The organism is Salipiger sp. H15, from assembly GCF_040409955.1.
In the GTDB taxonomy this organism is placed as follows: Bacteria; Pseudomonadota; Alphaproteobacteria; order Rhodobacterales; family Rhodobacteraceae; genus Salipiger.
Genome location: NZ_CP123385.1, coordinates 827,190 through 851,999, shown reverse-complemented (window position 1 = coordinate 851,999; position 24,810 = coordinate 827,190). Strand labels below are relative to the sequence as shown.

Below are 24,810 nucleotides of genomic sequence, written 5' to 3'. Positions count from 1 at the left end.
AGGCTCCATCATGGCTCTACCGCCTACCATCTCGCTCTCGACCACCGGGAGCGATCCCAAGGTTGCGACCAAGGAAAACCTCGAGGCGCAGGTCAATGACGCGTTCACCTATGTCTACAACGACGTGGTGCAGAAGGCGGACCTGCTCACGGTCCCGCAGGGCGAGGCCGAGGCCGGCGCCGCGACGACGCGGCGCGCCTGGACGGCGGAGCGCGTCAGGCAGGCGATCGTCGCCTGGCTCAATGCCAACCTGCTGACCAAGTTCTCGACGCTCGGCTACGGCCTTGAAGGCCGGTATCCCGAGAACGGCGACGTGCTGACCGCGATCGCCGGCACGAGCGGCACGGGCATGTTCAAGTTCTCCTACGGAACCTTGAAGACCAAGCTCGGCCTTGACGGCGTCTTCGCGCCCGCCGCCGAGATGGCCAACCGCCAGGCGGCGGACGAGGCGCTGTCGGGGGATGTCGCCAGCGAGGCCGCGGCCCGGCTTGCCGCCGACGATGCGCTTGCCGCGGACTACACCGCGGCGCTCGATGCCCGGGTCGGGCGCGACGGGGCGCCGGTCGACTTCGCAAGCGAGTGGTACTACCGGGGCGAGAAGGTGGTCACCGCCGCCGTGGGAACGGATGACCGCCCGTCCTATGTCCAGACCGAGAGCGGCGCGACCCTCGGCGGCGGCCTCACCGTCGAGACCGGCGCGGCCTTCTACTTCGCCGGCAAGCTGGTCAGTGACGCGATGGTCGATGCGAACGGCCGCGCCTGGTACGCGATGCTCGCCGATGGCAGCTTCATCGCGCCGGCGGCGGATGTCGTCGCGGGCACGCGCATCAACGCCTGGGGCGACAGCCTGACCTACGGCCGTCAGGGCGGGTTCACCGTCGACTACCCGGCAGCGCTTTCGGACATCCTCGGTATCCCGGTCTTCAACAACGGGATCGGCGCGCAGACCTCGACGCAGATCTCGATGCGCCAGGGCGGGAACGTCCCGCGCGTGACGCTCGCCGGCAACCAGATCGTGGCCGGGGCCAACACCATCACCGCGATCGAGGGGGTGACGCTTGCGAGCTCGGGCGGCATGGCGCCGGACAAGGATCAGCCGTTCCCGCTCTCGTCCCAGTCCGGCAACCTCGAGCGCAAGGCCATCGTGACCATCCAGGGCGTCGAGGGCGTGCTCAGGCGCACGGCGACGGGCGGGCCGCCCTCGACGGCCGAGGTCTACACCTTCAGCCCGACGGGCAGCGGCGCCAACCTTCCGGTGACCTGCCCGGCGCAATCGCCGATGCGCTTCACCGAAGCGCTGAAGCAGGGCGGCATCGACATTCTCTGGCTCGGCCGGAACAACAACGCCGATCCGGACACGATCAAGGCGCACATCGCCCTTTGCGTGTCCCGGCTCGACCGGGGGAACCGCCGCTTCCTCGTGCTGTCGGTGCTGAACGGCGACTACGATGCCGAGGAGCATGTCGGCGGCGCGCGCTACGCCACGATCACCGGGCTCAACGCCGACCTCGAGGCCACCTATCCGGGCGAGTTCGTCGACATCCGCCGGCTGCTGATCAGCGAGGGGCTGACCCGGGCCGGGATCGCGCCCACCGCGCAGGACCTGACCGACATCGCCAACGATGTCCCGCCGGCGAGCCTCCGGACGGACAACCTCCACCTCAACGCCGCGGGCTACCAGGTCGTCGCGGAAATCGTCGCCGAGCAGCTGCGCGTGCGCGGCTGGGTTCTCTGAAAGGGTATGCCATGAGCTCCACCATCCTCCGCTCCGACAACCGGATCACCGACCCCTCCCGCCAGCGCATCGAGCGCGACCCGATCCTCGGCCTCGAGGACTGGGTCTGGTGCCTCGACTTCACCAACCCGTTCTGCAACCCGACCGAGGCGCCGATCCCGCCAACCGGCACGAAGTTCGTAAGCCTCGCGCGCGATCCGGGCGATCCGACCCTGCAGGGCCAGGGCGGCACGCTGCGCAACGCCGGCGCGACGATCACGCAGGTGGCCGGCCGCGGCGGCCTCGTGTTCCCCGCGGGCACCCACAACGTGACGGACTTCGTCGAGTTCACCTACGGCTCGCAGGACTTCTACCTCGACAACGACGACTACCTCGCCGTGGTCTGGGACAAGCAGCCGCTCACCGGGTTCAACACCGCCAACTACGCGCCGATCCTCTGGGACAGCGTCAGCAACGCCAACGCGGCCTCGCTCTGGATGGACCTCGGGCTCGGCGGCGTGGTCCCGCGCGGGGCCGTGGGGACCGGCAGCGCCGGCCAGTCGGTCCTCGCCACCGAAGGCGTGGGGCAGGGCTCGCCGCGGCAGATCGCCTTTGCGCGCGAGGGCACGAAGCTCAGCCTCTTCGTCAACGGCGTGCTGGTGGACGTGAACCCCAATGGCCCGGCCTCGCTGCAGGCCTCGGGGCCGGTCAGCACGAAACTCGCCGGCAACCACGTGGCGACGATCTACAAGACCGCGGCCTGCAAGCTCGGCGGTGCCTATGACCGCCCGGTCGCCGAGATCGTCGCGCAGGACTGGCGCGCCTGCATGAACAAGTTCGTCTGAGGTGCCCGGCATGACCACGCAGAAGGAGGTGGAGCATGGCGCTCGTTGATCTGATCGGCGGCGGCGCGGTCGCGCCGACCGACCGGGGCTACCAGGCCTATCTCGAGATTGTCACCGGCGCCGGGGAGACGCCGCTCTCCAAGGCCGATTGGCTGGCGATGTGGAACACCGGGAAATACTTCCCGCGGGTCAATCCGGAAAGTCCGGCGTGGTTGGCCGGGGATGTCATCGCCATGTCGGAGACGCGCACCCACAATGGCTCGCTCTGGCAGGCGCTGCAGCCCTCGCAGGGCATCGCGCCCGGCTCCAACGCCGAGTACTGGGCGCTGCTGCTGCAGGGGCCGAGCACCGTCACCTTCCAGTCCGTGATCCACGACACCACCGCCGGGCGCGGGCTTCTCGCAGGGGCGTATGGCTGGGGGCAGCAGGGCAACCAGCAGACCGCCAAGCTTCTGAGCGAGGCCCTGAGCTCGGGCGTGCACCAGTTCGCGTCTACCGATCCCGAAAACCCCATCAGCACGGGCGGCGCGGTGCTGGTGATCCGGTACGGGGCGAGCTGGCTGACCCAGATCGTCTTCGGGGCGAACAGCACGGTCGCCTTCATCCGGCGCTCGCAGGACAACGGCGTGACCTGGTCGGCCTGGGTGCCGCTGATCCCGACCTACGGCAGCAACGCGAACGGGTCCTACGTCCGACTCGCCGACGGCACGCAACTCTGCTGGAACCGGATCGACAGCCAGGCGATCGCAATCTCGACTGCCTCGGGGAACATCTTCAACGACACGGCGCAGCCGCCGATCTCCTTCCCGGCCTCCTTCACGGTCGCGCCATCGGTGCAGGTGAACCTGCGCGGCAACAGCACCTGGGCCTCGGTCTCGGCTGTCACCGCCTCGAGCTTCACCCCGGTCTTCTTCGCCGCCACCTCCACCACCGGCACCCAGGTGCTCTACTGGATGGCCATCGGCCGCTGGTTCTGAAAGGCATCACCATGAACATCTACTGGAACCCCATCGTGCCCGCGATGAACGACTTTCGCCGGATCACCTCGCTGCAGAGGCGAGGCGACGTGCTGACGGTGAATGGCGAGGCGCTCGACTTCGCGCAGCTCGGCGCCGGCGGGGCGCTGCCGGCCGAGGCGATCGAGGGCGGGCTCTTCTTCGGCATGATCGAACGCGACGAGACCGGCGTGCTGAGCCTCACGCTCAACCTGCCGCACGCGGCGCGGTCGGACTTCTTTCCCGAGCCGGTGCTCGATGCCCCGGACGGCGAGATCGACGTGCCGCCCTTCGCGCTGCCGCTGGACCAGTTGGAGGGCGCGCAATGACCATCGACTGGACACGGGCCATCACCGCCGAGGCGCGGCAGGCGGAGGCGGCCGCCGGGCGCCGGCGCGAGATCGACGCCGCCATCCAGGCGCGGCTCGACGAGACCGCGCAGGCGCGCGGCTACAGCTCGGCCGACAGCCTGATCTCCTGGGCGCTCAGCAACCAGGTCAGCTTCCAGGAGGAGGCCGCGCGCTTCGCGCTCTGGCGCGACGAGGTCTGGCTGCGCGCGGTGGAGATGCAGGACGCGGACGCCGAGGTGAGCGCGGTCGAGATCCTCGCGGCGCTGCCGGACATCGACTGGGCCCGGCCTCTGGCCTGACCCGGGCGGAAATCGAGACGACGTGATCCCGCTTCAGGCGGGCTTTTTTGTGGGGACTTCATGATGCCGCAGATCAAGTTCGACAGCACGGTGAGCACCGGCAATATCCTCTCCATCCTCGCGATGATGGTCACCGTGACGGCGGGCTACGTGACGCTCACGAACACGCAGGAAACCCAGGCGCTGTCGATCGCCCGGCTCGAGGAGGGTTGGCGGGGGATGGACGGGCGCCTACGGGCGGCCGAGCTCACCCAGGCCGGACAGGCCTCCGACCTTCGCAGCATCCAGGCAACGCTCCAGAAGATCGACGGCAAGCTCGACCGGCTGTCTCAGGGCCGGTGAGCGCGGCCCGCCTTCACTTTCAGAGGAACAGGGAGGACCTCAGGAAGTGAAGTTTAGTTGAGGGTGCTTCACAGAGTGCAGGTCGCGCTCAGCAAGCAAATTTGCGAGACGGCATAAAGTTCCGAAGAAAAATATCGGTGAGCGCAAATCTGCCTGGTGGACGTGGGCGCGGCACGCGCCTCGTCAACTTGACGCGAAGCCGAGGCGAGTTTGTTGCCACGCCCCAGTCAAAGGTGCGGCTCAGATGCCGGTTTCAAGCGGTTACCTAAGGGCAGGGTGGACGCGGTGACCTACGTGCAAGGTGTATAAACATCCATTGGCCGCCAAACCCCAGTGCTTCCTAGTCCACCAAAGCAGGGAACGGCCTACCGCGCCCTCCTTCCACCTAGCACGGATCGCCTGAAATCAAGCCCCCGTCATCGCGCGGGGGCTCTTTCGTATGGAGAATAGCATGCGCGCAACCTTTGACACCTGCCAGCCGTGGCTCCTGATCCACAAGGGCGGCTTCGTGAACCACCCGAAAGACCCGGGCGTCGCCACCAACCAGGGCATCACCCAGCGGACCTATGATGCCTGGCGCAAGGTCATGGGCTTGCCCGCACGCGACGTGCGCCTCCTCGAGGCCCGCGAGCGCGACGCGATCTACCGCGAGCAATACTGGGAGAAGGTCTGGGGCGACAAGCTCCCGGCGGGCGTCGACTATGCGCTCTACGATTTCGCGGTGAACTCCGGCCCGGCGCGCGCGGTGCGCTTCGTTCAGGAGCTCGTCGGCACCGAGGCGGATGGGGTCATGGGGGTGCGCACCCTCGCGGCAATCCTCGAGCGCGACCCCGCGCAGCTCGTCGTGGCGCTCTGCTCCAGGCGCCTGCGCTGGATGCGGACGCTCTCAACCTTCGCCACCTTTGGCACCGGCTGGACCCGGCGGGTCATGGGCGCGCACGAGGGCGTGCAGGAGAGTGACTACGGCGTGGTCGACAGGGGCGTAATGCTGTCGCTCAGCTCGGCCAACATCCCCGCGCCCAAGGCGCTCGAGGATGGTGCGGGCGCGAAGGCGGTCGGAGATACCGCTCTCTTTGCCGGACTCCTCCGTATCTTCGCCTCGATCTTCGGCAAGCCGGTCTCGGCATGACCCGGGCCGTCCACTACCGCGACCGAAACCTGTTCCTCGCGGATCGGTTGCCTGGGTCGTTCTGGATCAGCGGACCGGAAGAGAAGGGCGAGCAGAGCTTCCTCTTCTTCTGCCCCTGCGGCTGTGGCGACACCTCGGTGCTGACGATTGGCAACGGCTTCAAGCCGAAGCATGGGCCGAGCTGGTCCTGGAACGGCTCGACCGAAGCGCCAGAACTCGCGCCCTCGGTCAACTGGCAATGCCACTGGCACGGCTGGCTGCAGGCGGGCGCCTGGCGCCCGTGCTGATCCTTCTCCCCATCACCGACCGGCGCCTGGCGCTGGTGCTTTCCGCGGCCGCGTGCCGCTTCCCTCCGCGCCGAGAGCGCTACCCGAAAGGACATTCCCATGTTGAACCTCACCGGACAGATCGCGCTGCTGCTGCGCGTCTTCATTCTCCTGCCGCTCGCCGGCCTTGCCGCCACGCTGCCCTTCGTCGACTTCGACAAGGTGAGCGGGATCCTCAGCATTGACGTCAACGCGGCCTCGATCGCGGCGGCGGTGGTGATCTGGGGGCTCGTCTCCGGCGGCACCTTCGCCTGGTCGCGCTGGGTCAAGGCGCTTGGCGGGAAGACCTGAGTGGGTCCACGCTTGCCTCCGGTAAAGACAGGACGATGTCCTCTTGATTCCCAAACCGCCCGGCCTCGCGCCGGGCTTTTTCTTTTTCCGTGCGGCCTCTATCTCACCTCTCATGTGGACGCGCAGACGAACGATGGTGGCGGGCCGGGATGACGGCGACAACGACTGGGAGGTGCTCAGGGACGGGCATCCGATCGGGCGCATCTACGCGACCATGCTTCCGGATCCCGAACGCAGCTGGATGTGGTTCACGCAGGCAGGTGTGCCGGAGCAGGGGTACGCTGAAAGCTTGGACGCTGCCCTTGATGAAGTGAGGGGGTGCTTCGCGTGAGGCGGGTTTTCTGGATTACGATCGCTCGACCATTTGCAGCCCTTTCACGACTTTAAAGCCTAGCGCGGCATGAAACGTGGCAGCAGCATCGAGGGCGGGGAGCGGATCTTCTCTGCTAGTGCGAAGGTGCCCCGTGGCTAAGGCGAGAGCGAACATCCAACCTCCCGTCCCGCTAGACCCAGCAACTCACGTTGCGAGAGTCTGTGCGAGAGGCTGTCATTGATCTGCGTAGCGTCGAGATAGAGCGGGGCATTTCCAAGGGTTCCAATGCGAGCGATGCACAACCTAGCGAGGTGAAGGCGGTGCGCAAGAGCGTGAGCTAGCGGATCAGCATGAGGGCTGGGCAAAACAGAGCGTGTTCGAGCATCCGCGCATGGCGAGGATCCTGCGTGAACGTTTCGCAAATACATCCAAGAAGCCGAGCGGCAAGATAATGAAGCAATGCCCTGCAGACGCATGCGTTACTAGCCGGCGAGCGGAAATCAAGCATCCTAAGCGGATGCAGTATGCCCGGATGGCTCCAAGAGCCATATTCGCCAGAATGGCTTCGACGGTTAGGTCTTCGTGGTTTACGAGAGGTATACGTCGGTTTGTAAAAAAGGGGAAGACGTCATGTCACTGGCAGTGCTCAAGGGGGAGGTGGAACGGTTTATCACTAGCACTGACCCAGAGGTTTTATGCCTGCGGGGTGGTTGGGGGGTGGGCAAAACGCACCTCTGGAATACTTGCCTGAATGATGCGGAGACCTCCGGACGTGTGGGCCTCAAGGCATACTCTTATGTGTCGCTTTTTGGTCTAAACAACCTTTCAGACCTTCGGTTGTCCGTTTTCGAACGGCGGCAATCTCTGAAGGCAGGCCACAGTGAAGGCAATGAGAGGGGTTGGCTGGCTGGTCTGCAGAAGAAGGCCAGGTTTCGCAGTCGAGGCAAATTGCTGAAGGCGCTCCCCGGCGTCGCCAACCTGTCTGATGAGGAGATAATCAGCGTGCTTTCCTTGGCTGAATCGCCCCAGCAAATTGTTTGCATCGATGATATCGAGCGGCGTGGGGACGGATTGAGCGTCAAAGACGTTCTTGGGTTCGCGTCGTTCCTGAAGGAAGAACGAAAGTGCAAGGTCATCATCATTTTGAACGATGAGGAACTTGATGAAGCTGGCAGGGAGCAGATGACGGCTCACCTTGAGAAGGTAGTCGATATTTCTATTGCGATGAAGCCAACGTCTGCTGAAGCAGTGTCAGTTGCGCTTTCGGAATCAGACGTATTGTCGAAGCTAATCGCGCAAAAGTGCAGTACGCTTGGAATGTCGAACGTTCGCGCCATACGGCGCGCTGAAAAATTTGCGCGATCTATTGAGAAACATTTAGATGGTTGTGAAAAAAAGACCGCGGACAATGTCATTTCGTCTTTGATCCTGTTTTCGTGGTCACGCGATCAGCCCGGAGAAGCGCCGAGTACAGCATTCCTCCGGTCTCTCACGTCTGGGTGGATGTTCTTCGCGCTTGATCAGGGCGACGGTGAAGAAAAAGACGCTGAAGCCTCGCAGTGGAAACCCCTCTTGGAAGCTTACGGCTACAGCTGGACCGATGACCTCGATCTTGTGCTTATGGACGGTGTAGCGACTGGTTACTTTGATATCGAAAAGCTAAGCTCTCTGATTAAGGAGTTTGATGCCAGAATAAAGGCAGAGAAGGCTGATAGCTCTTTCACAGAGGCTTGGGGGTTGTATCATGACTCGTTTGGCGACAACGAGATCGAAGTGTGTAATGCCCTATACTCGTCGTTTAAGAAGAATTTCCATCACATCACTCCTCTCAACGCACTTGGGACATTCCGCATTCTTAAGGACTTCGACCGTGAGGCTGAGGCGAAAGAGCTGGTCGACATCTACGTCGCGGGTCGGGACGAGGGGCGGGCCTTCTTTGATTTAGACCAAAACCCTTTCATAGAGGGCGAGATCGACCCGTATTTCCGTGACAAGTTTGACAAAAAGCGCGACGAACTGTCTGAAGATCTCGACTTCAAGAGTACGCTCCTGTCGGTTGGCAATAGTTGGAACTCCGAACAACTAGCTTTCCTCGCGGATGCGCCCGTCGAGAGATACTATGAAACATTCAAAGCCTGTGAGGGCACAGAGCTACGGCGTCTATTAGCAAACGCGACAAGCTTTAAGCGCATTGCCAACCCATCAGGTGAAATGTCTCGAATCACTCAAAATACGATGACCGCGCTTAAGAAGATTGGGAAGGAGTCAAGGTTGAACGCTCGGAGGGTTCGGCGCTTCGGTGTCAAGGTAGATACGACGGGTGACTGACGACGCACTAGAGCACATAGATGTATCTGCCTGTTCTTCATGTACTTGGAGCAATCTATGCCGGGACAAGAGCGAATACCCGTGAGGGGTACCTGCTGATCATTACGTCAGTCGAACGGCCTGTGTTTAAGCGGCGACAGCATCCCGCCGGAGTTCAGCTTGACGTTCCCTATCGTTTTGCTTTTTTCAATTGCGATCCGGCCGAATGCGCTTCGAGTGAGTGACATGGATTTTCCTCACTGGTCAACATCCCGTATAATATGGTTGAAAACACAATGAAAGCCGACTGGGAGATAGAGAATGACTGAGAAAAAGATCCTCAAGCTCACGCTGGGGGAAGGCCAAGACGAAGCTGCGATCTTCATGGAGGTAGAGGCGGACCCGACTGAGCCGCAAGAGGAAAGCAGCGGCATGCGAAAAACCTCCGCGAAAGGAGAGGCTGAAATTGAGGCCAAATTCGCGAAGATCACGAAGTCGCTCGCCGGAATAGCTAATTCGATGCACGAGCAAATGCAGTCCATCGCCAGCGATGCGCGGCCCGACAAGCTGACGTTGGAACTGTCGGGGACGCTGAAGGGCAAGGCCAATTTCTGGATCGTAGAAGGCGAAAGCAGCGGAGCGCTGAAGTTCACCCTGACATGGGAAAGCAAGGACTGACGGAATGCGGGACAGGGTCGCGTTACACATTGCACGCATCCTTGGAAAAGGCAGGGATGGGTCGCCGACAACCGTTGGCACAGGCTTCGTGGCGCCCCATGGCTACCTCGCAACCTGTGCCCACGTCGCCACTAAGGCATTGACGGGCAGTGACAAGACCTCGGCCGCGCCACCTCGGGGTGTCTTGTCGTTCGAGTTGCAGGACGAGGAAAACAAGTTACATCAATATGAGGCCGAATGCGTCGCTGAGTATTGGGGACCGGCCCGGGAGAAATGCAGTCCCGGCACCCGCGGCGACTACGCGCTTCTTCGGATCCTCGATCACGAGAGGCCGCCGCCGGAAGGTCTATTTTCGGCTGAGGACCCCGCGGCGCGGAAAATCTGGGGCTTTGGCTTTCCGACGGAGGGCAATCACGCGGCGCCAAGAGAAGGCTGTGGCGCGTCCGGAGAAATTGAACCTATGAAACGGCGCGACGGTGTGACTGCTTTTCATGCGCTTCACGCAGAGCATCCATTTATCGTGGCGGGGTTCAGCGGCGCACCTCTTTTCGCTTGCGACCATAGCGGTTTGCGGACTGGTCCTGTGATAGGAATGAACCAGGCTGTGGGCGTGAATGCTCCCGGCACCGCATTCTTACTGTCCGCCGGCATCTTCGCACGGATGCATCAGGAGATCGCGGCGAAGGCCTACAAACGGACTTTCGAGCCGAGTCCAATCGACCTTCCCTCCCTCCGCCGTAACGAGGGTAAGGCCCTGCTTGCAGAGGCAGCTAACAAGGCAGGCCCGTCAGTCGAGTCCGCGACCGAAAAATTCGCCGAGACCGCGCGTCGGAAGCGGAACATGCTGCCCGAACCTTACAGCGCTGGCCTGCTGGAAGATCTGACAGACGACATTTCGGCAGCGTTTGCCCGGACGGTCAGACCAGACGCCACGTCGATTGGGGGCTTTGCCGCCGATCTGTTGTACTTTCTGCGCCTTGAAGTGCCGGAGTTTGATGAGGGGAGCGAGGTGCTCCGCAAGGTGCAGACCGACGCCATGGCACTCGTTGGTGCCCTGGCACCATCAGAAACGCACGCGCTCTCCGCCGGCACGGGTGGGTACGGGGTTTGGCCGCCTGGCCTTCAGACCAATTTAGCGGTGCGTGCCGCCGAGCTTCTCCAGCGCGTCGATGAAGTAAGCGGGCAGGGATGGTCTTCTGCGGACCTCGCCGTGATCGAGGATGAAGCACGGGCGATCCGGCGCGCGGCGCGTTCGATGTCGCCCGATTGGGCGCGCATGAACGGATCCGCCGTTCGGATCAAGGAACGGGCGAAGGCGCTTGGCTTCGAGCCATTCCGCGAGGCAGGAGGCTCGCTGCTTGCGGCGTTGCGCGAAGCTTCTCACCAGACGATTGCGGACTTGCCGCCATTGGCGGCATTCCGCGAACTTCCCTTCACACCCGAAATGATTCAGATTCCGACCGGCAGCTTCCTGATGGGATCTCCTAAAGACGAAGTCGGCCGGCATCCGGATGAAGGGCCGCAGCATAGGGTGGACATCCGCACGCCATTCGCGCTTGCTCGCCATCCCGTGACCGTCGATGAATTCGATCGTTTCTGCGACGAGACCGGGCGAAAGAAGTTCCGTGACGCAGGCTCGAAACAAGGGTCGCGGCCCGTGATCAACGTCACTTTGACGGATGCGCAGTCCTATTGCGACTGGTTGAGCGCGCAGACCGGTGCGGTCTATCGTCTGCCGTCAGAGGCAGAATGGGAATATGCCTGCCGGGCAGAGACCGAAACCGCCCGCTATTGGGGCGACGCCTTTGATCCGGTTCAGGCAAATACCGAAAGCGCGATCGGTCACCCCACCTCAGTAGCTGCCTATCCGTCCAACCCTTGGGGTCTATACGACATGCTTGGAAACGTGTGGGAATGGTGTGCCGACATTTGGGCGGATGACTACCGTTCGGGCCGGATACAGGCTGCTTTTCAAAGCAGCCCCGGCGAGACGGACCGTGTGCTCCGCGGCGGCTCCTGGAACGGCAACGCCGGGAACTGCCGTTCCGCGTACCGCAACAGAAACGCGCCCGGCATCCGGTACAACCGCATCGGCTTCCGTCCTGCCCGAGGTCAGGCCCCGGGACTCTGAAAGGGCAGGAAAAGGCGCCAGAGCCGCCCGAGACGTCCTGAGTATCAGGGCGCATGGTTTTTGCCCGGATCGGAGCATGCAGCTGAGCCGCGCCCTCTACCGCCAACCGATAGCAGAGATGGGATGTCCGAGTCCCCGCCGCCTCAACACCAGAAACTCGAGTACGCGAGGCAAGTGCAAGCTCTCGATACATCCCCCTCGCCATCGAAAGATGCGCAGCGTGCGCCTGTCTGTTTCCTTCGCTGTCACCTCCACAACAGGTGACGTAAGGTCGCCCCAAATTCGCGAACGGCTTTTCGGCTCTTCTAAGCATGCCTAGTGATCATGCTGCTGCCTTGAAGCCGGGAGGCTACGAAGTGCATTCCGGTTCACTGAACCTGCGTGAACCGGAAATCCTTGGATATGTGGGCGAAAAGGTTATTTAAGAAGAGCATCTTGGGCGGAACATCAATAGCTTGGCGACGCCACGTTTTGTTCACATCGAAGCGCTTGCTGGTTCCGCACGGTCTCGTGCCTAGCGAGGCGGCCTTGTCGCTGAGAGGCCTTGAAGCCTATAGAGTCAAAATGCTGCCATTATCAGCAAAGCGGCACCTAAGAGTCCCGCTAATAGAGACGCAGCTGTAAGGAAGGCAACCCAAGTACCTGTCTTGTCGCCATGGTTGACCTTTTCAAGACGTACCATGCCCTCCAAGATGAACGAGGCTAAACTCGCCGTCACCAAAGCAATTCCAAGCCAGGGGAACCCCTCTGGATGGTCGTGCGCGTAGTCCCAGAAAAATAGGACTGTTCCGAAAATTGTGGCCGACGACGAGATTCCGGTGCCTAGAGAGGTGATTTCTTCGTCGCTCCTCTGCTTAAAGATTTTGATCTTCAGCCGTTTAAGGAGGGGGAGCACGTATTTTTCTAGCATTATAAACTCACTGCTGCATTTATGAAGCGGCGTAAGTAATTCCAGGGGGTTCATCCATCCCATAAGTCCATGATTTCTCGAATGAGTTCTGGGTGTTGCCATTTTGCGCCATGCGAGGAAGTTGTGTGAATCTGACGAGGCTGGGCGAAGAGGTTATTCAAGAAGAGTGTGGTGGTCGAAGCATCAATAGCATGGTGACTCAACGCGTTGTTCACATAATAGCGCGGCATGGTTCTGGGCGACGGTCGCGCACGTCGCTTTTCCGGTGGGGGGCACTGAATGCGCGAGATCATGAATTGGGGTGGGATCGCCTTTGAGCCAGCGGCGCTTCGGGTTGCTGCTGTGTTCCTACGCGTCCCCAAACTGTCGGTCCCATATGGGGGAGTGTTCGCTGGAGATGAACTTTGGGTGAGCGCAACCGAATGAGTGTCGAGGTAGGTTGCGGGGCTCAAAGGCACTCAAAGTCTCAAGTTCCTGTGGTTCCGTGCCAGCATCGCCGGGCGATGCAGAACAGAACGAAGACGAAACGTGAATGTGCGGTAGACTGTGTGGCAAGAGGGCTTGCGCTTCCGCGTGGCCTCGGCTAAACGCCATGCACCACACGGTATACGGCGAGTTGGCGGAGTGGTGACGCAGCGGATTGCAAATCCGTGCACAGGGGTTCGATTCCCCTACTCGCCTCCACCTTACTTTCTTATACCGTTCTACGTTCTCGACCCTTTTCGAAGGGCCTTGAGAATTGGCGGTTTACAGGGTGGTTTACAGCACGCCCTCGATTTCCAGCTCGAAACCACGATCTGCGCCGACGAAAAGGCCGCGAGGAATGCTCCTCGCGGCTACTGTTTTCTGATGCGGAGAACCGGCCTCAAGGCGTCATGCCGAACGCCTTGAAATATCGAATCGCCAAGGCGTGATCATGATGGGATCGTGGTCCTATACTGACCCACGTCGATTTGGTCCTCGGCGGATACGTGGCGTAGGTCACGGGCGGGTAGCCAACGAGCTCGAGACACTCTCGAGCGATTTTGTTGGCCGTGGTGGAGTACTTGTGACGCCCGGCAAGCGCCACCATGGGGGCGACCGTCACGCGTCCTGAGTTGAGCAGAAACACCTGGCCGTAGAAGTCTGTCCCCCGCGCGGACGCACCGACGACGTCGCACCACGCGGCCGCCAGTTTGAGGTCGGCCCGGACCTCATTCAGTGCAATCACGGCGAACCATCCTTCTTCACCCTGTCTTCCGCCTTGCGCGCCGCCTTCGCTTGTTTTTTCTTGGCCTTGCGCAGCTTGCGGTGCACCTCGTCAGAGACTTCGGGGACCAGCGCGGCGTAGCGCTCGATCACGTTCGAAGCGTGCCGCAGGCCCCAGCCCATTGTCACGGCAATCTCGTTGAGCGAGCAGCCGGCGCGCAGAAGTGCCGTCGCTGCGGTGCCGCGCATGTCGTAGGGGCGTAGCTCGTCGCGAATCCGCACTTTCAGCAAACCGTCGTCGACCTTCTTGTTGTGCCGGATCTTGAGGTCGCGGATGATTTGGGACGCGCGCAGCGCGGTTAGTGGCTTGCCAGTCAAAGAGGTCACCAGCAGATCCTGTCCTTCCGGCAGGCTGTCAATCACCTCTCCCAGCGCTTTGGTCACTGGCAGACTGACAGGGTTGTCGGTCTTTTTCCGGGCGAAGAATAGGCGTCGCCCCTTGGGCGTGGTCTGCACATGTCGACGCCGAAGTAGACCGACATCTTGTGGGGATAAGCCGCCCTCACTAAAAGCGATGACCACCGCCTTTTCTTCTGGGCTCGCCTCCTCCAGCAGCATGTCGATCTCTTCCGGCAGCCAGACGATCTGTGCGCGGTTGGACGAGTAAAGCTTCTTCTGACCCTTGTGATGGTGGACCTCGAGCGTGTGATCCATGTCGACACACCAATTCAGGAATCTGGTCACAACGGTGCTGGCCTGCTCCCCTGAAAAGTCCGCGGTTTGAGGTTAGCCTGTTCTCCACACGAGGAGACAGACGATGCGGAAAAGCCGTTTCAGCGAAGAGCAGATCATTGGCATCCTGAAGGAGCACCAAGCCGGCATGGGAGCCAAGGAGCTGTGCCGGAAGCACGGCGTCAGCGATGGCACATTTTACAAGTGGCGCTCGAAGTATGGGGGCATGGAAGTGTCGGAGGCCAGACGGCTGAAGGCGCTTGAGGCCGAGAACGCGAAGCTGAAGAAGATGCTGGCGGAGCAGATGCTCGATGTCGCCACGCTCAAGGAGATGCTGGGAAAAAACTTCTGAAGCCCGGTGCAAGGCGGCGAGCTGTGGACTGGGCCATGAAAGAGAAGAACTACAACCAGCGGCGGGCTTGTGCATTGGCCGGGATCGACCCGCGTGTCTATCGGCGTGGATCAACCAGGCCTGCAGACATCAAGTTGCGAGAGAGGTTGAAGGAGCTGTCCGGCGAACGGCGGCGCTTCGGCTATCGGCGACTGCACCTCCTGCTGGGCCGAGAAGGCTGGCAGGTGAACTGGAAGAAGCTCTATCGGATCTACCGTGAAGAAGGCCTGACAGTGCGCAAGCGCGGCGGTCGCAAGCGCGCGATCGGAACGAGGGCGCCGATGGCGATCCCGCAGGGGCCGAACCAGCGATGGTCCCTGGACTTCGTCTCGGACAGCCTGTCGGATGGGCGCCGGTTCCGTGTGCTGTGCGTCATCGACGACTACAGCCGGGAATGCCTGGCAACGGTCGTGGACACCTCGCTGTCTGGGCTGCGCGTTGGCCGTGAGCTCGACAGCATCGCTCGGGTGCGCGGCTATCCATGCATGGTGGTCAGCGACAACGGCACGGAGCTGACCTCTAATGCCATTCTGAGTTGGCAGGAAGACCGGAAGGTCGAGTGGCACTACATCGCGCCTGGGAAGCCCATGCAGAACGGCTTCGTCGAGAGCTTCAACGGCCGCCTGCGAGACGAGTGCCTCAACGAGCACCTGTTCGCAAACCTGCGCCACGCCCGGGAGCTGATCTCGGCCTGGCGCGACGACTACAATCACCACCGCCCCCACACGAGCCTCGACGGGCTCACCCCGTGGGAGTATCACCAACGGTCAGTAAAGGACCAAACCCTGAACAGAGCGAACTAATAACCGCGGACTCCACGGGGAGCAGGTCAGTGCCGGCATAATCATATTGCTTGGGGGAATCCTTCCATTTCGTTCGCCATTCGCGGATTTCACCGATGACCGCACGCTCCTCGAACATGGCGAGTGGGTCTTCACCAAATTCCGCCTCGAATGAGGTAAGATACTTCTCGTAGTCGCTCCGCGTCCGAGGGGCCAGGTCGTTGAATTCGGCGGAGTCGCGGTAGCGTTGCAGGGCGAAGGCCGTGGACTTGCCGTCCACTTTGGGCGCGCGCTCGTTGCGCAAGTCCCTCATCACCGCCTCGTAGGCCGAAACGTAGCGATCATCGGTTGCGCCGAAGGCCATGGTGCTGTCCCAGAATTTCGGCCCTCCCGTGAAGGCATAGTGATATCTGCGCCGTGAGCCATCCTTGCGCTTCTTCGTCACGCGGTGAACTTTCGCGATACGGTGCTCTTGCGGGTTACTTGCCACGACGCCGCCTCCGTTCTTCGGTAAGGCTCATGGATGTGGGCTTCGTTTTCGGCGCGTCTGACCTTGCGACCGCTTGTGGCGCCATGCCTTGGGCAATGTCGAGGCGGTGCCGAACATGGTACGGATCATAGAGGTCATTACGACCCGGTACCGACTTGATGCCAAGGGTCTTCAGCCAGCCTCGAAAGGCGGAGGTGACGCCCGAGTAACGCATCATGGCCGCGAGCTCCGCGCCCGTGATCAGGGGCGGAAGCCACGGGTTGGAAGGAAGAGCGTCATGCATTTTTTGTCCTTTGCGTGTCGTTGTACGCAGGAGGTGCGGTCGTTCCGGATTAGCCGGTCGGGACTTTGATCAGGGTTCGATATCTCATCTACGGCGCGCCGGCCGGGAGCAGCAGAAGGTGTGCCGGCGCGCCGTCATGCAGCTGTATTCACTGCATGTTTCGAGCTTCAGAGGGATTGATGGAGGGCTTCGACAGCAGCCTCGGCCGCAAGTCTGTCATGGGTGATTTCGAGCAGAAAAATCAGTTCGAGGATGATTGAGAGGGCGTTCGATAAGCCGTCCGCCTCCTCGGTCAGCCTGGGCTCGCGCGACGAGATCGGGGAGACATTGCCTTCGCCGCCTTCGAACCTTTCGACCATTAAAGTGCCCTCGATGATCCGCGCAGCGAGCTTCGACTCCAAGGCGTTGAGATGATCAAGGGTCGTGACCTCGAAGATCTTCCGCGCCTCCAGCATCCGTAGCAGCCGCTCTGGCCCGGTCCGCTCCCGGGGCGCCAGCCGGTGGAGCACATCTTCGCGGATCGCCGTCGCGGCGACGCGGGCGACGGAGAGCGCCTCGGCGGCGAGGTTCTCGACCGTCGAGGAGGTCTCGAGGCCGCTCATCGTACGCCTCCCACCGACGCACGGCCTTGTAGGAGATCGCGGTTTCGCTTCGCCGCCTCCAGACCCTCAGCCTTCCAACGGCGACGTTCCTCCCGCTTTGCCCTAAGATGATCGGCGGCGATGTCCGCCTCGGCCTGCATCCTCGCGCGCAGCGCATGCAGTCGCTCCATGAGACTTTCGTCGAGGCGGCCTATGCGCGAGTCGCCGTATTTCTCGGCCTCGAAGCCCGGATTATCGAGACTGACGAGCAGCACCCGTTTGAGCGTGAAACGCGAGGGCCGGTTGAGACCGGCCATGTTGATGGAGGGCGCCTGCCGGACGAGAATCTCGTAACCCCGGTTCGCGCTACCATATGCGGAGCTGCCGTAAGCAAGCTTCGCAAAGCGCCGGTCTCCGAGCTGGGGAGTGTCGAGGACAAGGCAGGGCCGCCTCTTCGGCGCCTCGCCTTCCGGAAGGTCCTCGGTAGTGGGAAAACGGAAGAGGACCACGTCGCCGAGCACGAGATCCTGCCGCCAGTCGTGGAGTTGGGTTTGGTCGAACATGTAAGCTCCTGTCGTGAAGAAAAGCGACGGCAGCTTGTCCTTCAAAGGCCCCAAGACCCCTTGCCGCTGCGCGTCACGCGGCGCGTGCGGCGGCAAAGGGGTAGGGGGCCGGTTTTGTCCCCGGGGAGGTCTCCTCGGCCAGAGTGATCTCTTCCGGTGTCGGGGGCAGGTCCGGCAGCCGCTCGGGCGGTCTTCGGCCGGGGTCAGGCCCTGTCGGGGTCGGTTGCGCATGGGTCAGGCGGCGGTTTCGGGAGGCTTCGGGGGGTGGGTTGAAGGGCTGGCGCACCGCAGAGAGGGCGGGCCGGGGCCTGCGGCGTGGCAAGCCCCCCTGTAGCGGCGGCAGACCTGTCTCATGCGGGGCGCAAGTGACTTGGGAGGACGCTTCGACGGTTTTCGCAGTAGGCGCCGGCGGGCAGCCCCGGCGATACCAGGTGGCGCGGGAATAGCCGTGCGCCTCCCATGGTTTCTCGCGCGAGGTAGCGTGGGCAGCGAGATACTCCTCGCGGGTTTCCATACCCTTCGCGCGGCGGCGGCTGGCCTCCCTCTCCAGCCGCCGTCGGCCCCTCTCCGCTTCGGAACAGATCTGTTTCAGCTTCAGACGGCAGGCGAGGTAATCGGAGACGCCCAGCATCTCGGCTATCCGCTCGCCGCGATAGAAATACCGCTCCTGCTCGCCAGCGTGCCGGCGCTCCGCCGCGCGGATCACGGCGGCCACCTCGGTGGGTGACAGGCCTGCGCAGTGGCGGGCGGCGGTTTCGATTTCGGCAGTGAGATCGACGTTCCCATGTTGGTGCGTGAAGCAGGTGGCGAGGAGGTGCAGCCAGGTGTTGCGCAGCCCCTCGGGAACCTGCCCGCCCCAGTGGCGAGCCAGCGCCATGAGGTCAGAGCGTATCTGCGCGAAACGAGCGGCGGGGGCGAGGCCGCGCGGGCCCTTGGTCGATTTTTTCTGCCGCTTCGGCGTCTTTTTTACTCCAAGCTCAGCCCGGGTGGGCCGGCCGGCAGCGGTGTAGATCGCGTCCGCCAGCACGTCGAAATCGTGGCGCAGCAGGCTGCCGTCGATGACGGTGACAGTGCGGCCGCATTTCGCGTTCACCGCTTCGGGGAGGCGGAAGATGCGGGCGGCGTCGCCGCAAGACTTGTCGGCTCCGAAGGCGGAAAAAAGGCTGATCAGGCAGCCCTGCGCCGGCCGCCAGCGCGGTTCGGCGGCGGCGGGCAACTCGTGGATGAGCCAGAGGACCGCGAGGCCCCTACCGGTGTCAGTAACCACCGACGGAAGCGGCAGGCCAAGGCCCTGCGCCGCCGTCTGCACAGCCTGAGCGACCTTCTCCGGCGCGGCCCCGCGCCATTGCGGCATTGTCCGATAATCAAGGTCCAGCGCCAGCACGTTGAGCGCCGCCAGCTTCCGGCCGGCACGGGGGCCGCGGAAACGATGCAGGGTGACGTAGGACGACCTATCCAGCCAATTGAGGGCTGCAAAAGGAAGCGCATCGGGCGATATGTGCGGGCGCAGCGTGTATCACCTTCGAGCAGCATCAGCGTGGCCGAGCCTTGCGCGCCCATCGGATGCAGCAGGCGCAGATAGTCCTCCGCCGGCATCCGGGCGGCGGCGGGACGAGCGTCGCTGAAGCTGTGGTGCTGCGAGAGATCCATGGCAAGGACCTACGCCCGGGCGGAGGGTGCCCAAAATTGACGTTAGGTCATCACGTCAATCGTTTCCGCGCGGCCCTGGAGCGTCCGACTTCCTGTTCAGGCGGTTGATCCCTGATCGCCGCTCAGCACCGGAAAGGATCCCAGATGCACGTTCGGTGCGGCTCCAAATGCAAGATTACGCCGCCGATCTTTTCCGAACGATCGCGGACGTTCCCAAATCCTCCACAAGCATCCGATCCCCGGCTGCTTCGCTTCACGAAAGGAAGACTCCCATGAACGACGCACTCGACATGCTCCGTCGCGCCAAGGCGGAGAAAGCCGCGCACGAGGCCGCCCTAGCCGAGGTCATCTCCGGTACCGCGGGCGGCGATACCGGCGCCTGTAGGCGGATCCTGAACGGCGCCGAGGTGGACGAGGAGATCGGCCCGCTTTCGTCCAGCGAGACCATCACGGTCGCGCTCGCCTTCGGCCGGCTGGACCTGCTGCCCAGCGACTACGCCGATTTCCGCGATGCCTGGCAGCGGCTGGACACTCGGCAGCGCCGCCTCGTCGACACGGTTGCCCGCGCGCCTTGGCACCGGGACTGACCAGCGCCGCGCGCAACGTGTCCGAGGCAGTCCGCCGCAGTCTCTGCCTTTTCACGGATTTCAGCGTGAACCCAGCATCAGGGCATCCTCACCATCCTGCCAATCCGCCGAATAGGCGGCGGATCAAATCCTGATCCTTCAACCCGGTGCATTCGACACCACAGAGCAATGGAGAAAACATCATGTTCACCATCATTGACGGCCCCCGGGCCTCCATCCTCAACGATAACGCAGACGGCCGCTATGCCTTCTCGGACCGCACCGAACTCGCGGCCCACGCCGCCACTGCTTGGCTGCTCGACTATGCCCAAAACAATGTGGAGAACCACGGCGGTTCCTGGTCGGACTGGTCCAAAGCGGCCGACCTTATGACTTGCTATACGATCGTCTCAGAGGACGACGAAACCGGAGAGCGGCGCGAGCGGTACCTCTCCAACGAGGAGCTGACCCCGCGCGGCATGTCCATCTTGGCGGCCGCACTTCAAGGTGAGGACGCTCCGGCTCTTCTCAACCTCTGGGCCGAGGACATCGATGCTGAGGACGGCGAGCGCTGGCACACCCTCAAATGCGACGATTTCCTCGAGCCGATCGCGGCTTGGGGGACGCCCGCCGAGTGCGCGACCTTGGCGAAGGCTTTCAGCGAGCACCAAGGCAGCGAATACACCGCCTATCCGATGGGCCCGGACGAAATCCGACGCAACCTGCGGATCATTCAGAGCGAGGGCGTCAACGCGGACGACGCGCTGCGCGCCATCTAAGGCAATAGCTTCGAAAGGCAGATCCGTCTCGTGCGGTTCTGCCGGCTCCTCTTCGACCTGCGCTTGAATCAAGCCCGGCGCAGTTCCGGTCGAAGGCCCGTTGTGATCAGCCCGTAGAAGGTAGACCTTCGGACTCAAACCCGGCGCCAGAAGCTTCAAAGGAAAAACCCGCAGCCTGATATCGACTCTTTCCGACCACGGCGGTCATTCTACTGCTGGAACTCGCTCTCAGCCATCGCCGCCCCTCACCCTCTGTCGCTGGCGCGGCGGCCGGGCGCGTTGCTTCTCCCTCGCATCCATCACGAATTTCGGCGGCTGCTCAGTTTCTGGGGTGGCCGCCGTTTCCGTTTCGGGATCGAGGATCTTTTCGCCTTCTGGGTCGATCTCGACCTTGAGCCGCCCCTCTGCCCAGGCGATAGCGGCCTGCTGCGGGTCGAGCGCATCGAGGTGAGGGGCGGCCTCGATGGCCTAGGCCCGGGCGGTGGCGGTTCTGGCAGTGTCGACTTTCGCCTCAGCCTCGGCTGCCTCCGCTCGACGCGCCGCCTCGGTTTCCCGGGTGATCCGTTGCGATTTCTCCAGTCGCGCCTTCTCGCGCTCGGCATCCCGCAGGATCAGCCAGCTCTTCCAGAGTTCATCGTTCGCGGCACGTGTTCTCGCGCGGGCCTGCCCGAGGAACGTGTCGTCGCGCCCCGTCTCCTGCTCCCGTCGCCGGCCGCGTGCGGCGTTGCGCGGCCCGAGCTTCGGCTGCGCGGTCAGACCCTCTGGCGCGTCGCCAGCCGCCGCTGCCGCCTCGTAACTGCGCAGGTCGACACGGGCCGCCACCCCGGCCTTTTCCAGGTGGCGGTTGACGCGCCGCTGCCATTCCTCGCGGATCTGGCGGACGCATTCTGGTCCGGTCTTAACGTCATCGAGGTCGCGGATTTTCCTGCCGAATCTCTGCGTTTCCTCGTCCCAGACCCGGGTCGGGCACAGGATATGTACATGCTGGTTAAGCGCGTTGCCCCGCTCGTCCTTGCGCGGCTTGACTGGCTTTTTCCGGCCCTCGGTCTGCGGGATCATGTCGGCGACGACTTCATCATCAATGCCATGGGCAAGCGGGTGATGGATGGCCGCCATCGAGGAAATTCCGTAGCGGTCGTGCAGCCAGAGGCAAAAGCCGCGGATCAGAACGCGCTGCGTCTCGAGCGGTAGCTCGTGCGGCAGCGACACCAGAATTTCACGCGCGAGCCGGGCGCGGGGGTGTTTCTCTGCGTCGCTCGCAAGGTTCCAGATCCGCTCGGGATCATGCGGCATCTTGATCGACTCGATCGAGACAACATCGCGCCGGCGGGAATAGTTCTTCACTCGCTCGGTGCGGTCGCAGCGGTAGCGCCCGCCCGCACAATAGGCCGCCGCCGCCACGATGGAAGCGGTGTTGGCGCGGTTGCGAATCTTCACTTCAAGGCGGGAGGCTTTATGTCTCATGCCGAGGAGATGGCGCCCCCTGCCAGGCCTCGCTCGGAAAAAAAAGCCCGCCGCAGGCGCGCGGCAACTCCCCCGGAGTTGCGTAACCGCGCCCTTCGCCTTTTCAGGCTCGGTGGGGGGTGCCTTTTCGCCGCCATCAGGCGCACGGGAATTTTTCGAGGAGCGGCACAGGTACCGGGGCCGCATTTCCCGTTCGGTGACAATGAATCGAATGGAGATGACCATGACACACACTGAGAAACAGATCGCCACGTTGGTGGCGAAGATCGCGCGGGAACGCCAGAAACTGGCAGATGCGAAGGCCAAGGCAGCCGCCCAGAGCCGCAAGCGCGACACCCGTCGCAAGATCCTGTTCGGCTATGCCTTCCTCGACTGGCTGACCACCCTCTCTTCGACTGAGCGCAAACGGATTGCGAGCCTCGTGCACGGCCGGCTCACGCAACGCGAGCGCGATGCCTTTCCGCTCAGGGAAGTACTCCGGCAAATTGCGGAAGCCGCAGTTGAGCAACCCTCTCGAGGGGACGAGAAAGACCCGACGGGAACCTTGCCCTTTCACTCCGGAAATTCATGACCTTCACTTGCTGGCAGGTAATCCGATCGACACTGTAGATCAGTAAGGCGGTTCCTCCCCACGGAAAATGAGCCCGGATCCGTGCCACGGCTGAACATTTCACCATGCACGACCGATTTACCACTGGATGCATCAGTTCGGTCCCGACCGTGCAAGAAAGCGGCAATTTCATCTATCAAGTCAACCTGGACCACTCTTCCGATCGAGCACTCCCAGATCGTCAAGGTTCGCCAGCCGAGTTCATCGAGCTTCAGAAGAGCACATCTGTCTCGCTCGACATTGGCGGCGAACTTGTCCTGCCAGAACATCGTATTTGACGAGGGAGTGGTCGCCTTCGAGCAATCAGGGTGCCTATGCCAGAAGCAGCCATGGACCAGAATGGCCGTGTTCCATTTCGGCAAGACGATATCTGGTGTACCTGGGAGGCGTCGTACATTGAGACGGAAGCGAAATCCCTCTGCATGAAGTGCCTTCCGAAGACGAATCTCTGGCTTTGTGTTGGAGCCGCGGATCCGGGACATCATGCGCGAACGCGTCTTCTGATCAACAATATCTGCCATGTATCAAATATAATCACCCGAACCGCCTTTTCGACCTGGCGGGATTTCACAGACCTGGTAGAAGGCACCGATCCCGGAGGTGTGCTTTGCCAAGGAATTTCGCTATCATCGACCTCTTCGCCGGCCCCGGGGGGCTTGGCGAAGGATTTTCACGGGCCGGTCGCGAACTGGCAACCCCCATGAAAATCCATCTTTCCGTAGAGATGGATGACCATGCGGTGCAGACACTGAGGCTCCGTTCTTTTCTTCGCAGTTTCGACAGCTTCCCTGCTGAATACTACGAGGCAATCAACTCCGGAGCTGCCCTCCCTACGTGGTCGGAGCTCTACCCATCAAACTGGAAACTGGCGCAGTCCGAAGTGCGCCAGAGAGTTCTTGGAGCACCTGGCGTCTTCGAGGAGATCGCCGAGGAACTGGACCAGGCGCGAGAGGCAAACCACGGCGACACGATCCTGATCGGTGGCCCTCCGTGTCAGGCCTACTCGCTGGCCGGCCGTTCACGAAACAAGGGCAAGAAGGGATATGTCGCGGAAGAGGATGACCGGCATTACCTTTACCGCGAATACGTGCGCATTCTGGATCGGTTGGCGCCGGCCGCCTTCGTCATGGAGAATGTGAAGGGCATGCTCTCCTCCAAGGTGGATGGCGGCGGAATCTTCGCTCGAGTTCTCGAGGACCTCGAGAATGCTGGCGGGGTCGGCTACCAGCTGCTGCCGCTGGCCGCTGTGCCACCGGCGGCAGGGCAAAGAGCGGATGGCAGGGACTTCCTGATCAGGGCAGAACAGCACGGTGTCCCACAAGCACGGCATCGGGTGATCGTTCTCGGTATTCGCAAGGACATTCGAGTCCCCGACATAACTCGCCCCCTGCTGGGAGCCCCCGCAGAACCCGTCAGCGTCGCGGAGGTGATCAACGACCTTTGGAAGTTGAGAAGCGGTCTCAGCAGGCAGGACGAAACGAGCGCATGGCATAGGGCAGTCAAGGCTCAGGCAGAGGCGATCGCGAGCAATGAAAAAATTGACCGAGCAGTCCGGGATATCGCTCGTCATGTTGCCAGCAAAGAAGCCTTGCCCTGCGAACGCAGGTCGCGCAGGTTACTCAACTCGGACGACCTGCCTCTCCACCTGAAGAGTTGGTTCGCCGATGACCGCCTCTCGTCAGCTCTCCAGCATGAGACGCGTGGTCACATCCCCGACGACCTTGGGCGCTACCTTTTCTCCGCCGCTTATGCACAAGTTCACGACCGCGCCCCGAAGCTCTCGGAGTTCCCGGAATTCCTGCAGCCCCGGCATCGTAACCGACTCTCAGGCGATTTCGCCGATCGCTTCCGAACCCAAGTGGCAACTCGACCGTCGACAACCGTAACCAGTCACATCTCGAAAGACGGCCACTATTTCATTCACCCTGATCCTGCTCAGTGTCGCTCGCTGACTGTCCGCGAGGCTGCCCGGCTGCAGACCTTCCCGGACAATTACTTTTTCTGCGGCCCTCGCACGAAGCAATATCATCAGGTCGGCAACGCCGTGCCGCCATATCTGGCCTACCAAATCGCGAAGGCGGTGCGCCGCCTGATCGGCTGA

The 24,810-nt window shown here is 62.3% G+C and carries 27 protein-coding genes and 1 tRNA gene; 19 read left to right on the top strand and 9 right to left on the bottom strand.

The annotated features are described in order from the left end of the window. Positions 1 to 10 precede the first annotated feature (10 nt). From PVT71_RS18270 to PVT71_RS18210, 13 genes are all read left to right on the top strand, one after another. Positions 11 to 1,735 (top strand): hypothetical protein, encoded by a 1,725-nt coding sequence (locus PVT71_RS18270; RefSeq protein ID WP_353475507.1) that lies wholly within the window; start codon positions 11 to 13, stop codon positions 1,733 to 1,735. A gap of 11 nt (positions 1,736 to 1,746) precedes the next feature. Then, on the top strand, positions 1,747 to 2,559 hold the full coding sequence (locus tag PVT71_RS18265; RefSeq protein ID WP_353475505.1) for a hypothetical protein: 813 nt from the start codon (positions 1,747 to 1,749) through the stop codon (positions 2,557 to 2,559). A gap of 35 nt (positions 2,560 to 2,594) precedes the next feature. After that, positions 2,595 to 3,536, top strand: a complete 942-nt coding sequence (locus PVT71_RS18260; protein ID WP_353475504.1) for a pyocin knob domain-containing protein — start codon at positions 2,595 to 2,597, stop codon at positions 3,534 to 3,536. Between the two features lie 11 nt (positions 3,537 to 3,547). Beyond that, entirely contained in the window at positions 3,548 to 3,883 is a 336-nt protein-coding gene (locus PVT71_RS18255) for a hypothetical protein (protein ID WP_353475503.1), read from the top strand. Then, the gene (locus tag PVT71_RS18250; RefSeq protein WP_353475502.1) at positions 3,880 to 4,203 is read left to right on the top strand and encodes a hypothetical protein; all 324 of its coding nucleotides are present in this window, start codon (positions 3,880 to 3,882) and stop codon (positions 4,201 to 4,203) included. Before PVT71_RS18255 ends, PVT71_RS18250 begins: the two co-directional genes overlap by 4 nt. A gap of 63 nt (positions 4,204 to 4,266) precedes the next feature. Beyond that, positions 4,267 to 4,545, top strand: coding sequence for a hypothetical protein (locus PVT71_RS18245; protein ID WP_353475501.1), 279 nt, complete (start codon positions 4,267 to 4,269; stop codon positions 4,543 to 4,545). A 451-nt stretch (positions 4,546 to 4,996) separates the two neighbouring features. Beyond that, entirely contained in the window at positions 4,997 to 5,674 is a 678-nt protein-coding gene (locus tag PVT71_RS18240) for a glycosyl hydrolase 108 family protein (protein ID WP_353475500.1), read from the top strand. Beyond that, the gene (locus PVT71_RS18235) at positions 5,671 to 5,961 is read left to right on the top strand and encodes a DUF6527 family protein (RefSeq protein WP_353475499.1); all 291 of its coding nucleotides are present in this window, start codon (positions 5,671 to 5,673) and stop codon (positions 5,959 to 5,961) included. The genes PVT71_RS18240 and PVT71_RS18235 overlap by 4 nt, the downstream gene beginning before the upstream one ends. 99 nt (positions 5,962 to 6,060) lie before the next feature. Continuing rightward, entirely contained in the window at positions 6,061 to 6,291 is a 231-nt protein-coding gene (locus PVT71_RS18230; protein WP_353475498.1) for a hypothetical protein, read from the top strand. A gap of 43 nt (positions 6,292 to 6,334) precedes the next feature. Then, the gene (locus PVT71_RS18225; protein ID WP_353475497.1) at positions 6,335 to 6,622 is read left to right on the top strand and encodes a hypothetical protein; all 288 of its coding nucleotides are present in this window, start codon (positions 6,335 to 6,337) and stop codon (positions 6,620 to 6,622) included. 612 nt (positions 6,623 to 7,234) lie between these two features. Further along, a complete protein-coding gene (locus PVT71_RS18220) occupies positions 7,235 to 8,932 on the top strand; it encodes a P-loop NTPase fold protein (RefSeq protein WP_353475496.1) in 1,698 nt (565 codons plus the stop codon). A 300-nt stretch (positions 8,933 to 9,232) separates the two neighbouring features. After that, entirely contained in the window at positions 9,233 to 9,589 is a 357-nt protein-coding gene (locus PVT71_RS18215; RefSeq protein WP_353475495.1) for a CU044_2847 family protein, read from the top strand. Between the two features lie 4 nt (positions 9,590 to 9,593). Beyond that, positions 9,594 to 11,720, top strand: coding sequence for an SUMF1/EgtB/PvdO family nonheme iron enzyme (locus PVT71_RS18210; RefSeq protein WP_353475494.1), 2,127 nt, complete (start codon positions 9,594 to 9,596; stop codon positions 11,718 to 11,720). Positions 11,721 to 12,279: 559 nt separating this feature from the next. Here the strand turns inward: PVT71_RS18210 and PVT71_RS18205 are convergent. After that, positions 12,280 to 12,693, bottom strand: a complete 414-nt coding sequence (locus tag PVT71_RS18205) for a hypothetical protein (protein WP_353475493.1) — start codon at positions 12,691 to 12,693, stop codon at positions 12,280 to 12,282. A 547-nt stretch (positions 12,694 to 13,240) separates the two neighbouring features. Between PVT71_RS18205 and PVT71_RS18200 the strand changes: the two genes are divergently transcribed. Continuing rightward, positions 13,241 to 13,314 (top strand) — tRNA-Cys (locus PVT71_RS18200). A 181-nt stretch (positions 13,315 to 13,495) separates the two neighbouring features. Here the strand turns inward: PVT71_RS18200 and PVT71_RS18195 are convergent. Together PVT71_RS18195 and PVT71_RS18190 are read right to left on the bottom strand one after the other, a co-directional pair. After that, positions 13,496 to 13,840 (bottom strand): hypothetical protein, encoded by a 345-nt coding sequence (locus PVT71_RS18195; protein ID WP_353475492.1) that lies wholly within the window; start codon positions 13,838 to 13,840, stop codon positions 13,496 to 13,498. After that, complete coding sequence (locus PVT71_RS18190) at positions 13,837 to 14,532, bottom strand: tyrosine-type recombinase/integrase (RefSeq protein ID WP_353475491.1); 696 nt, start codon at positions 14,530 to 14,532, stop codon at positions 13,837 to 13,839. The genes PVT71_RS18195 and PVT71_RS18190 overlap by 4 nt, the downstream gene beginning before the upstream one ends. Positions 14,533 to 14,635: 103 nt before the next feature. Between PVT71_RS18190 and PVT71_RS18185 the strand changes: the two genes are divergently transcribed. Then, positions 14,636 to 15,744 (top strand): IS3 family transposase gene (locus tag PVT71_RS18185; RefSeq protein WP_353475490.1). Its coding sequence is split into 2 segments (ribosomal slippage): positions 14,636 to 14,885 and positions 14,885 to 15,744, totalling 1,110 coding nucleotides; the frame shifts between segments, so codons are not numbered across the junction. Here the strand turns inward: PVT71_RS18185 and PVT71_RS18180 are convergent. From PVT71_RS18180 to PVT71_RS18165, 4 genes are all read right to left on the bottom strand, one after another. Further along, positions 15,683 to 16,213, bottom strand: a complete 531-nt coding sequence (locus PVT71_RS18180) for a hypothetical protein (protein WP_353475489.1) — start codon at positions 16,211 to 16,213, stop codon at positions 15,683 to 15,685. The two genes, PVT71_RS18185 and PVT71_RS18180, sit on opposite strands and share 62 nt — an antisense overlap. Before the next feature lie 450 nt (positions 16,214 to 16,663). After that, positions 16,664 to 17,098, bottom strand: a complete 435-nt coding sequence (locus PVT71_RS18175; protein WP_353475488.1) for a hypothetical protein — start codon at positions 17,096 to 17,098, stop codon at positions 16,664 to 16,666. Beyond that, on the bottom strand, positions 17,095 to 17,640 hold the full coding sequence (locus tag PVT71_RS18170; protein WP_353475487.1) for a hypothetical protein: 546 nt from the start codon (positions 17,638 to 17,640) through the stop codon (positions 17,095 to 17,097). The genes PVT71_RS18175 and PVT71_RS18170 overlap by 4 nt, the downstream gene beginning before the upstream one ends. 73 nt (positions 17,641 to 17,713) lie before the next feature. Further along, entirely contained in the window at positions 17,714 to 19,024 is a 1,311-nt protein-coding gene (locus PVT71_RS18165) for a hypothetical protein (RefSeq protein ID WP_353475486.1), read from the bottom strand. A 538-nt stretch (positions 19,025 to 19,562) separates the two neighbouring features. On the opposite strand from PVT71_RS18165, the gene PVT71_RS18160 reads away from it, so the two are divergent. Together PVT71_RS18160 and PVT71_RS18155 are read left to right on the top strand one after the other, a co-directional pair. Next, positions 19,563 to 19,877: a hypothetical protein gene (locus PVT71_RS18160; protein ID WP_353475484.1), complete on the top strand. Its 315-nt coding sequence runs from the start codon at positions 19,563 to 19,565 to the stop codon at positions 19,875 to 19,877. Between the two features lie 182 nt (positions 19,878 to 20,059). Next, positions 20,060 to 20,635, top strand: coding sequence for a hypothetical protein (locus PVT71_RS18155; protein ID WP_353475483.1), 576 nt, complete (start codon positions 20,060 to 20,062; stop codon positions 20,633 to 20,635). Positions 20,636 to 21,103: 468 nt separating this feature from the next. Here PVT71_RS18155 and PVT71_RS18150 read toward each other — a convergent pair whose 3' ends face one another. Beyond that, a complete protein-coding gene (locus PVT71_RS18150) occupies positions 21,104 to 22,324 on the bottom strand; it encodes a MobA/MobL family protein (RefSeq protein WP_353475481.1) in 1,221 nt (406 codons plus the stop codon). Here PVT71_RS18150 and PVT71_RS18145 point away from each other — a divergent pair. Continuing rightward, complete coding sequence (locus PVT71_RS18145) at positions 22,323 to 22,670, top strand: hypothetical protein (protein WP_353475480.1); 348 nt, start codon at positions 22,323 to 22,325, stop codon at positions 22,668 to 22,670. The genes PVT71_RS18150 and PVT71_RS18145 overlap by 2 nt on opposite strands. On the opposite strand, the gene vsr is transcribed toward PVT71_RS18145, so the two are convergent. Further along, positions 22,652 to 23,230 (bottom strand): DNA mismatch endonuclease Vsr, encoded by a 579-nt coding sequence (vsr, locus tag PVT71_RS18140; RefSeq protein WP_353475478.1) that lies wholly within the window; start codon positions 23,228 to 23,230, stop codon positions 22,652 to 22,654. The two genes, PVT71_RS18145 and vsr, sit on opposite strands and share 19 nt — an antisense overlap. Before the next feature lie 179 nt (positions 23,231 to 23,409). On the opposite strand from vsr, the gene PVT71_RS18135 reads away from it, so the two are divergent. After that, positions 23,410 to 24,810 (top strand): DNA cytosine methyltransferase, encoded by a 1,401-nt coding sequence (locus tag PVT71_RS18135; protein ID WP_353475477.1) that lies wholly within the window; start codon positions 23,410 to 23,412, stop codon positions 24,808 to 24,810.

Coding starts and splice junctions, on each gene's coding strand:
- PVT71_RS18260 (WP_353475504.1), top strand. CDS start 2,595: ATGGCGCTCGTTGATCTGATCGGCGGCGGCGCGGTCGCGCCGACCGAC.
- PVT71_RS18175 (WP_353475488.1), bottom strand. CDS start 17,098: ATGAGCGGCCTCGAGACCTCCTCGACGGTCGAGAACCTCGCCGCCGAG.
- PVT71_RS18150 (WP_353475481.1), bottom strand. CDS start 22,324: ATGGTCATCTCCATTCGATTCATTGTCACCGAACGGGAAATGCGGCCC.
- PVT71_RS18265 (WP_353475505.1), top strand. CDS start 1,747: ATGAGCTCCACCATCCTCCGCTCCGACAACCGGATCACCGACCCCTCC.
- PVT71_RS18230 (WP_353475498.1), top strand. CDS start 6,061: ATGTTGAACCTCACCGGACAGATCGCGCTGCTGCTGCGCGTCTTCATT.
- PVT71_RS18220 (WP_353475496.1), top strand. CDS start 7,235: ATGTCACTGGCAGTGCTCAAGGGGGAGGTGGAACGGTTTATCACTAGC.
- PVT71_RS18205 (WP_353475493.1), bottom strand. CDS start 12,693: ATGGGATGGATGAACCCCCTGGAATTACTTACGCCGCTTCATAAATGC.
- PVT71_RS18210 (WP_353475494.1), top strand. CDS start 9,594: ATGCGGGACAGGGTCGCGTTACACATTGCACGCATCCTTGGAAAAGGC.
- PVT71_RS18245 (WP_353475501.1), top strand. CDS start 4,267: ATGCCGCAGATCAAGTTCGACAGCACGGTGAGCACCGGCAATATCCTC.
- vsr (WP_353475478.1), bottom strand. CDS start 23,230: ATGGCAGATATTGTTGATCAGAAGACGCGTTCGCGCATGATGTCCCGG.
- PVT71_RS18155 (WP_353475483.1), top strand. CDS start 20,060: ATGTTCACCATCATTGACGGCCCCCGGGCCTCCATCCTCAACGATAAC.
- PVT71_RS18160 (WP_353475484.1), top strand. CDS start 19,563: ATGAACGACGCACTCGACATGCTCCGTCGCGCCAAGGCGGAGAAAGCC.
- PVT71_RS18240 (WP_353475500.1), top strand. CDS start 4,997: ATGCGCGCAACCTTTGACACCTGCCAGCCGTGGCTCCTGATCCACAAG.
- PVT71_RS18170 (WP_353475487.1), bottom strand. CDS start 17,640: ATGTTCGACCAAACCCAACTCCACGACTGGCGGCAGGATCTCGTGCTC.
- PVT71_RS18145 (WP_353475480.1), top strand. CDS start 22,323: ATGACACACACTGAGAAACAGATCGCCACGTTGGTGGCGAAGATCGCG.
- PVT71_RS18190 (WP_353475491.1), bottom strand. CDS start 14,532: ATGGATCACACGCTCGAGGTCCACCATCACAAGGGTCAGAAGAAGCTT.
- PVT71_RS18255 (WP_353475503.1), top strand. CDS start 3,548: ATGAACATCTACTGGAACCCCATCGTGCCCGCGATGAACGACTTTCGC.
- PVT71_RS18250 (WP_353475502.1), top strand. CDS start 3,880: ATGACCATCGACTGGACACGGGCCATCACCGCCGAGGCGCGGCAGGCG.
- PVT71_RS18135 (WP_353475477.1), top strand. CDS start 23,410: ATGAAAATCCATCTTTCCGTAGAGATGGATGACCATGCGGTGCAGACA.
- PVT71_RS18270 (WP_353475507.1), top strand. CDS start 11: ATGGCTCTACCGCCTACCATCTCGCTCTCGACCACCGGGAGCGATCCC.
- PVT71_RS18215 (WP_353475495.1), top strand. CDS start 9,233: ATGACTGAGAAAAAGATCCTCAAGCTCACGCTGGGGGAAGGCCAAGAC.
- PVT71_RS18235 (WP_353475499.1), top strand. CDS start 5,671: ATGACCCGGGCCGTCCACTACCGCGACCGAAACCTGTTCCTCGCGGAT.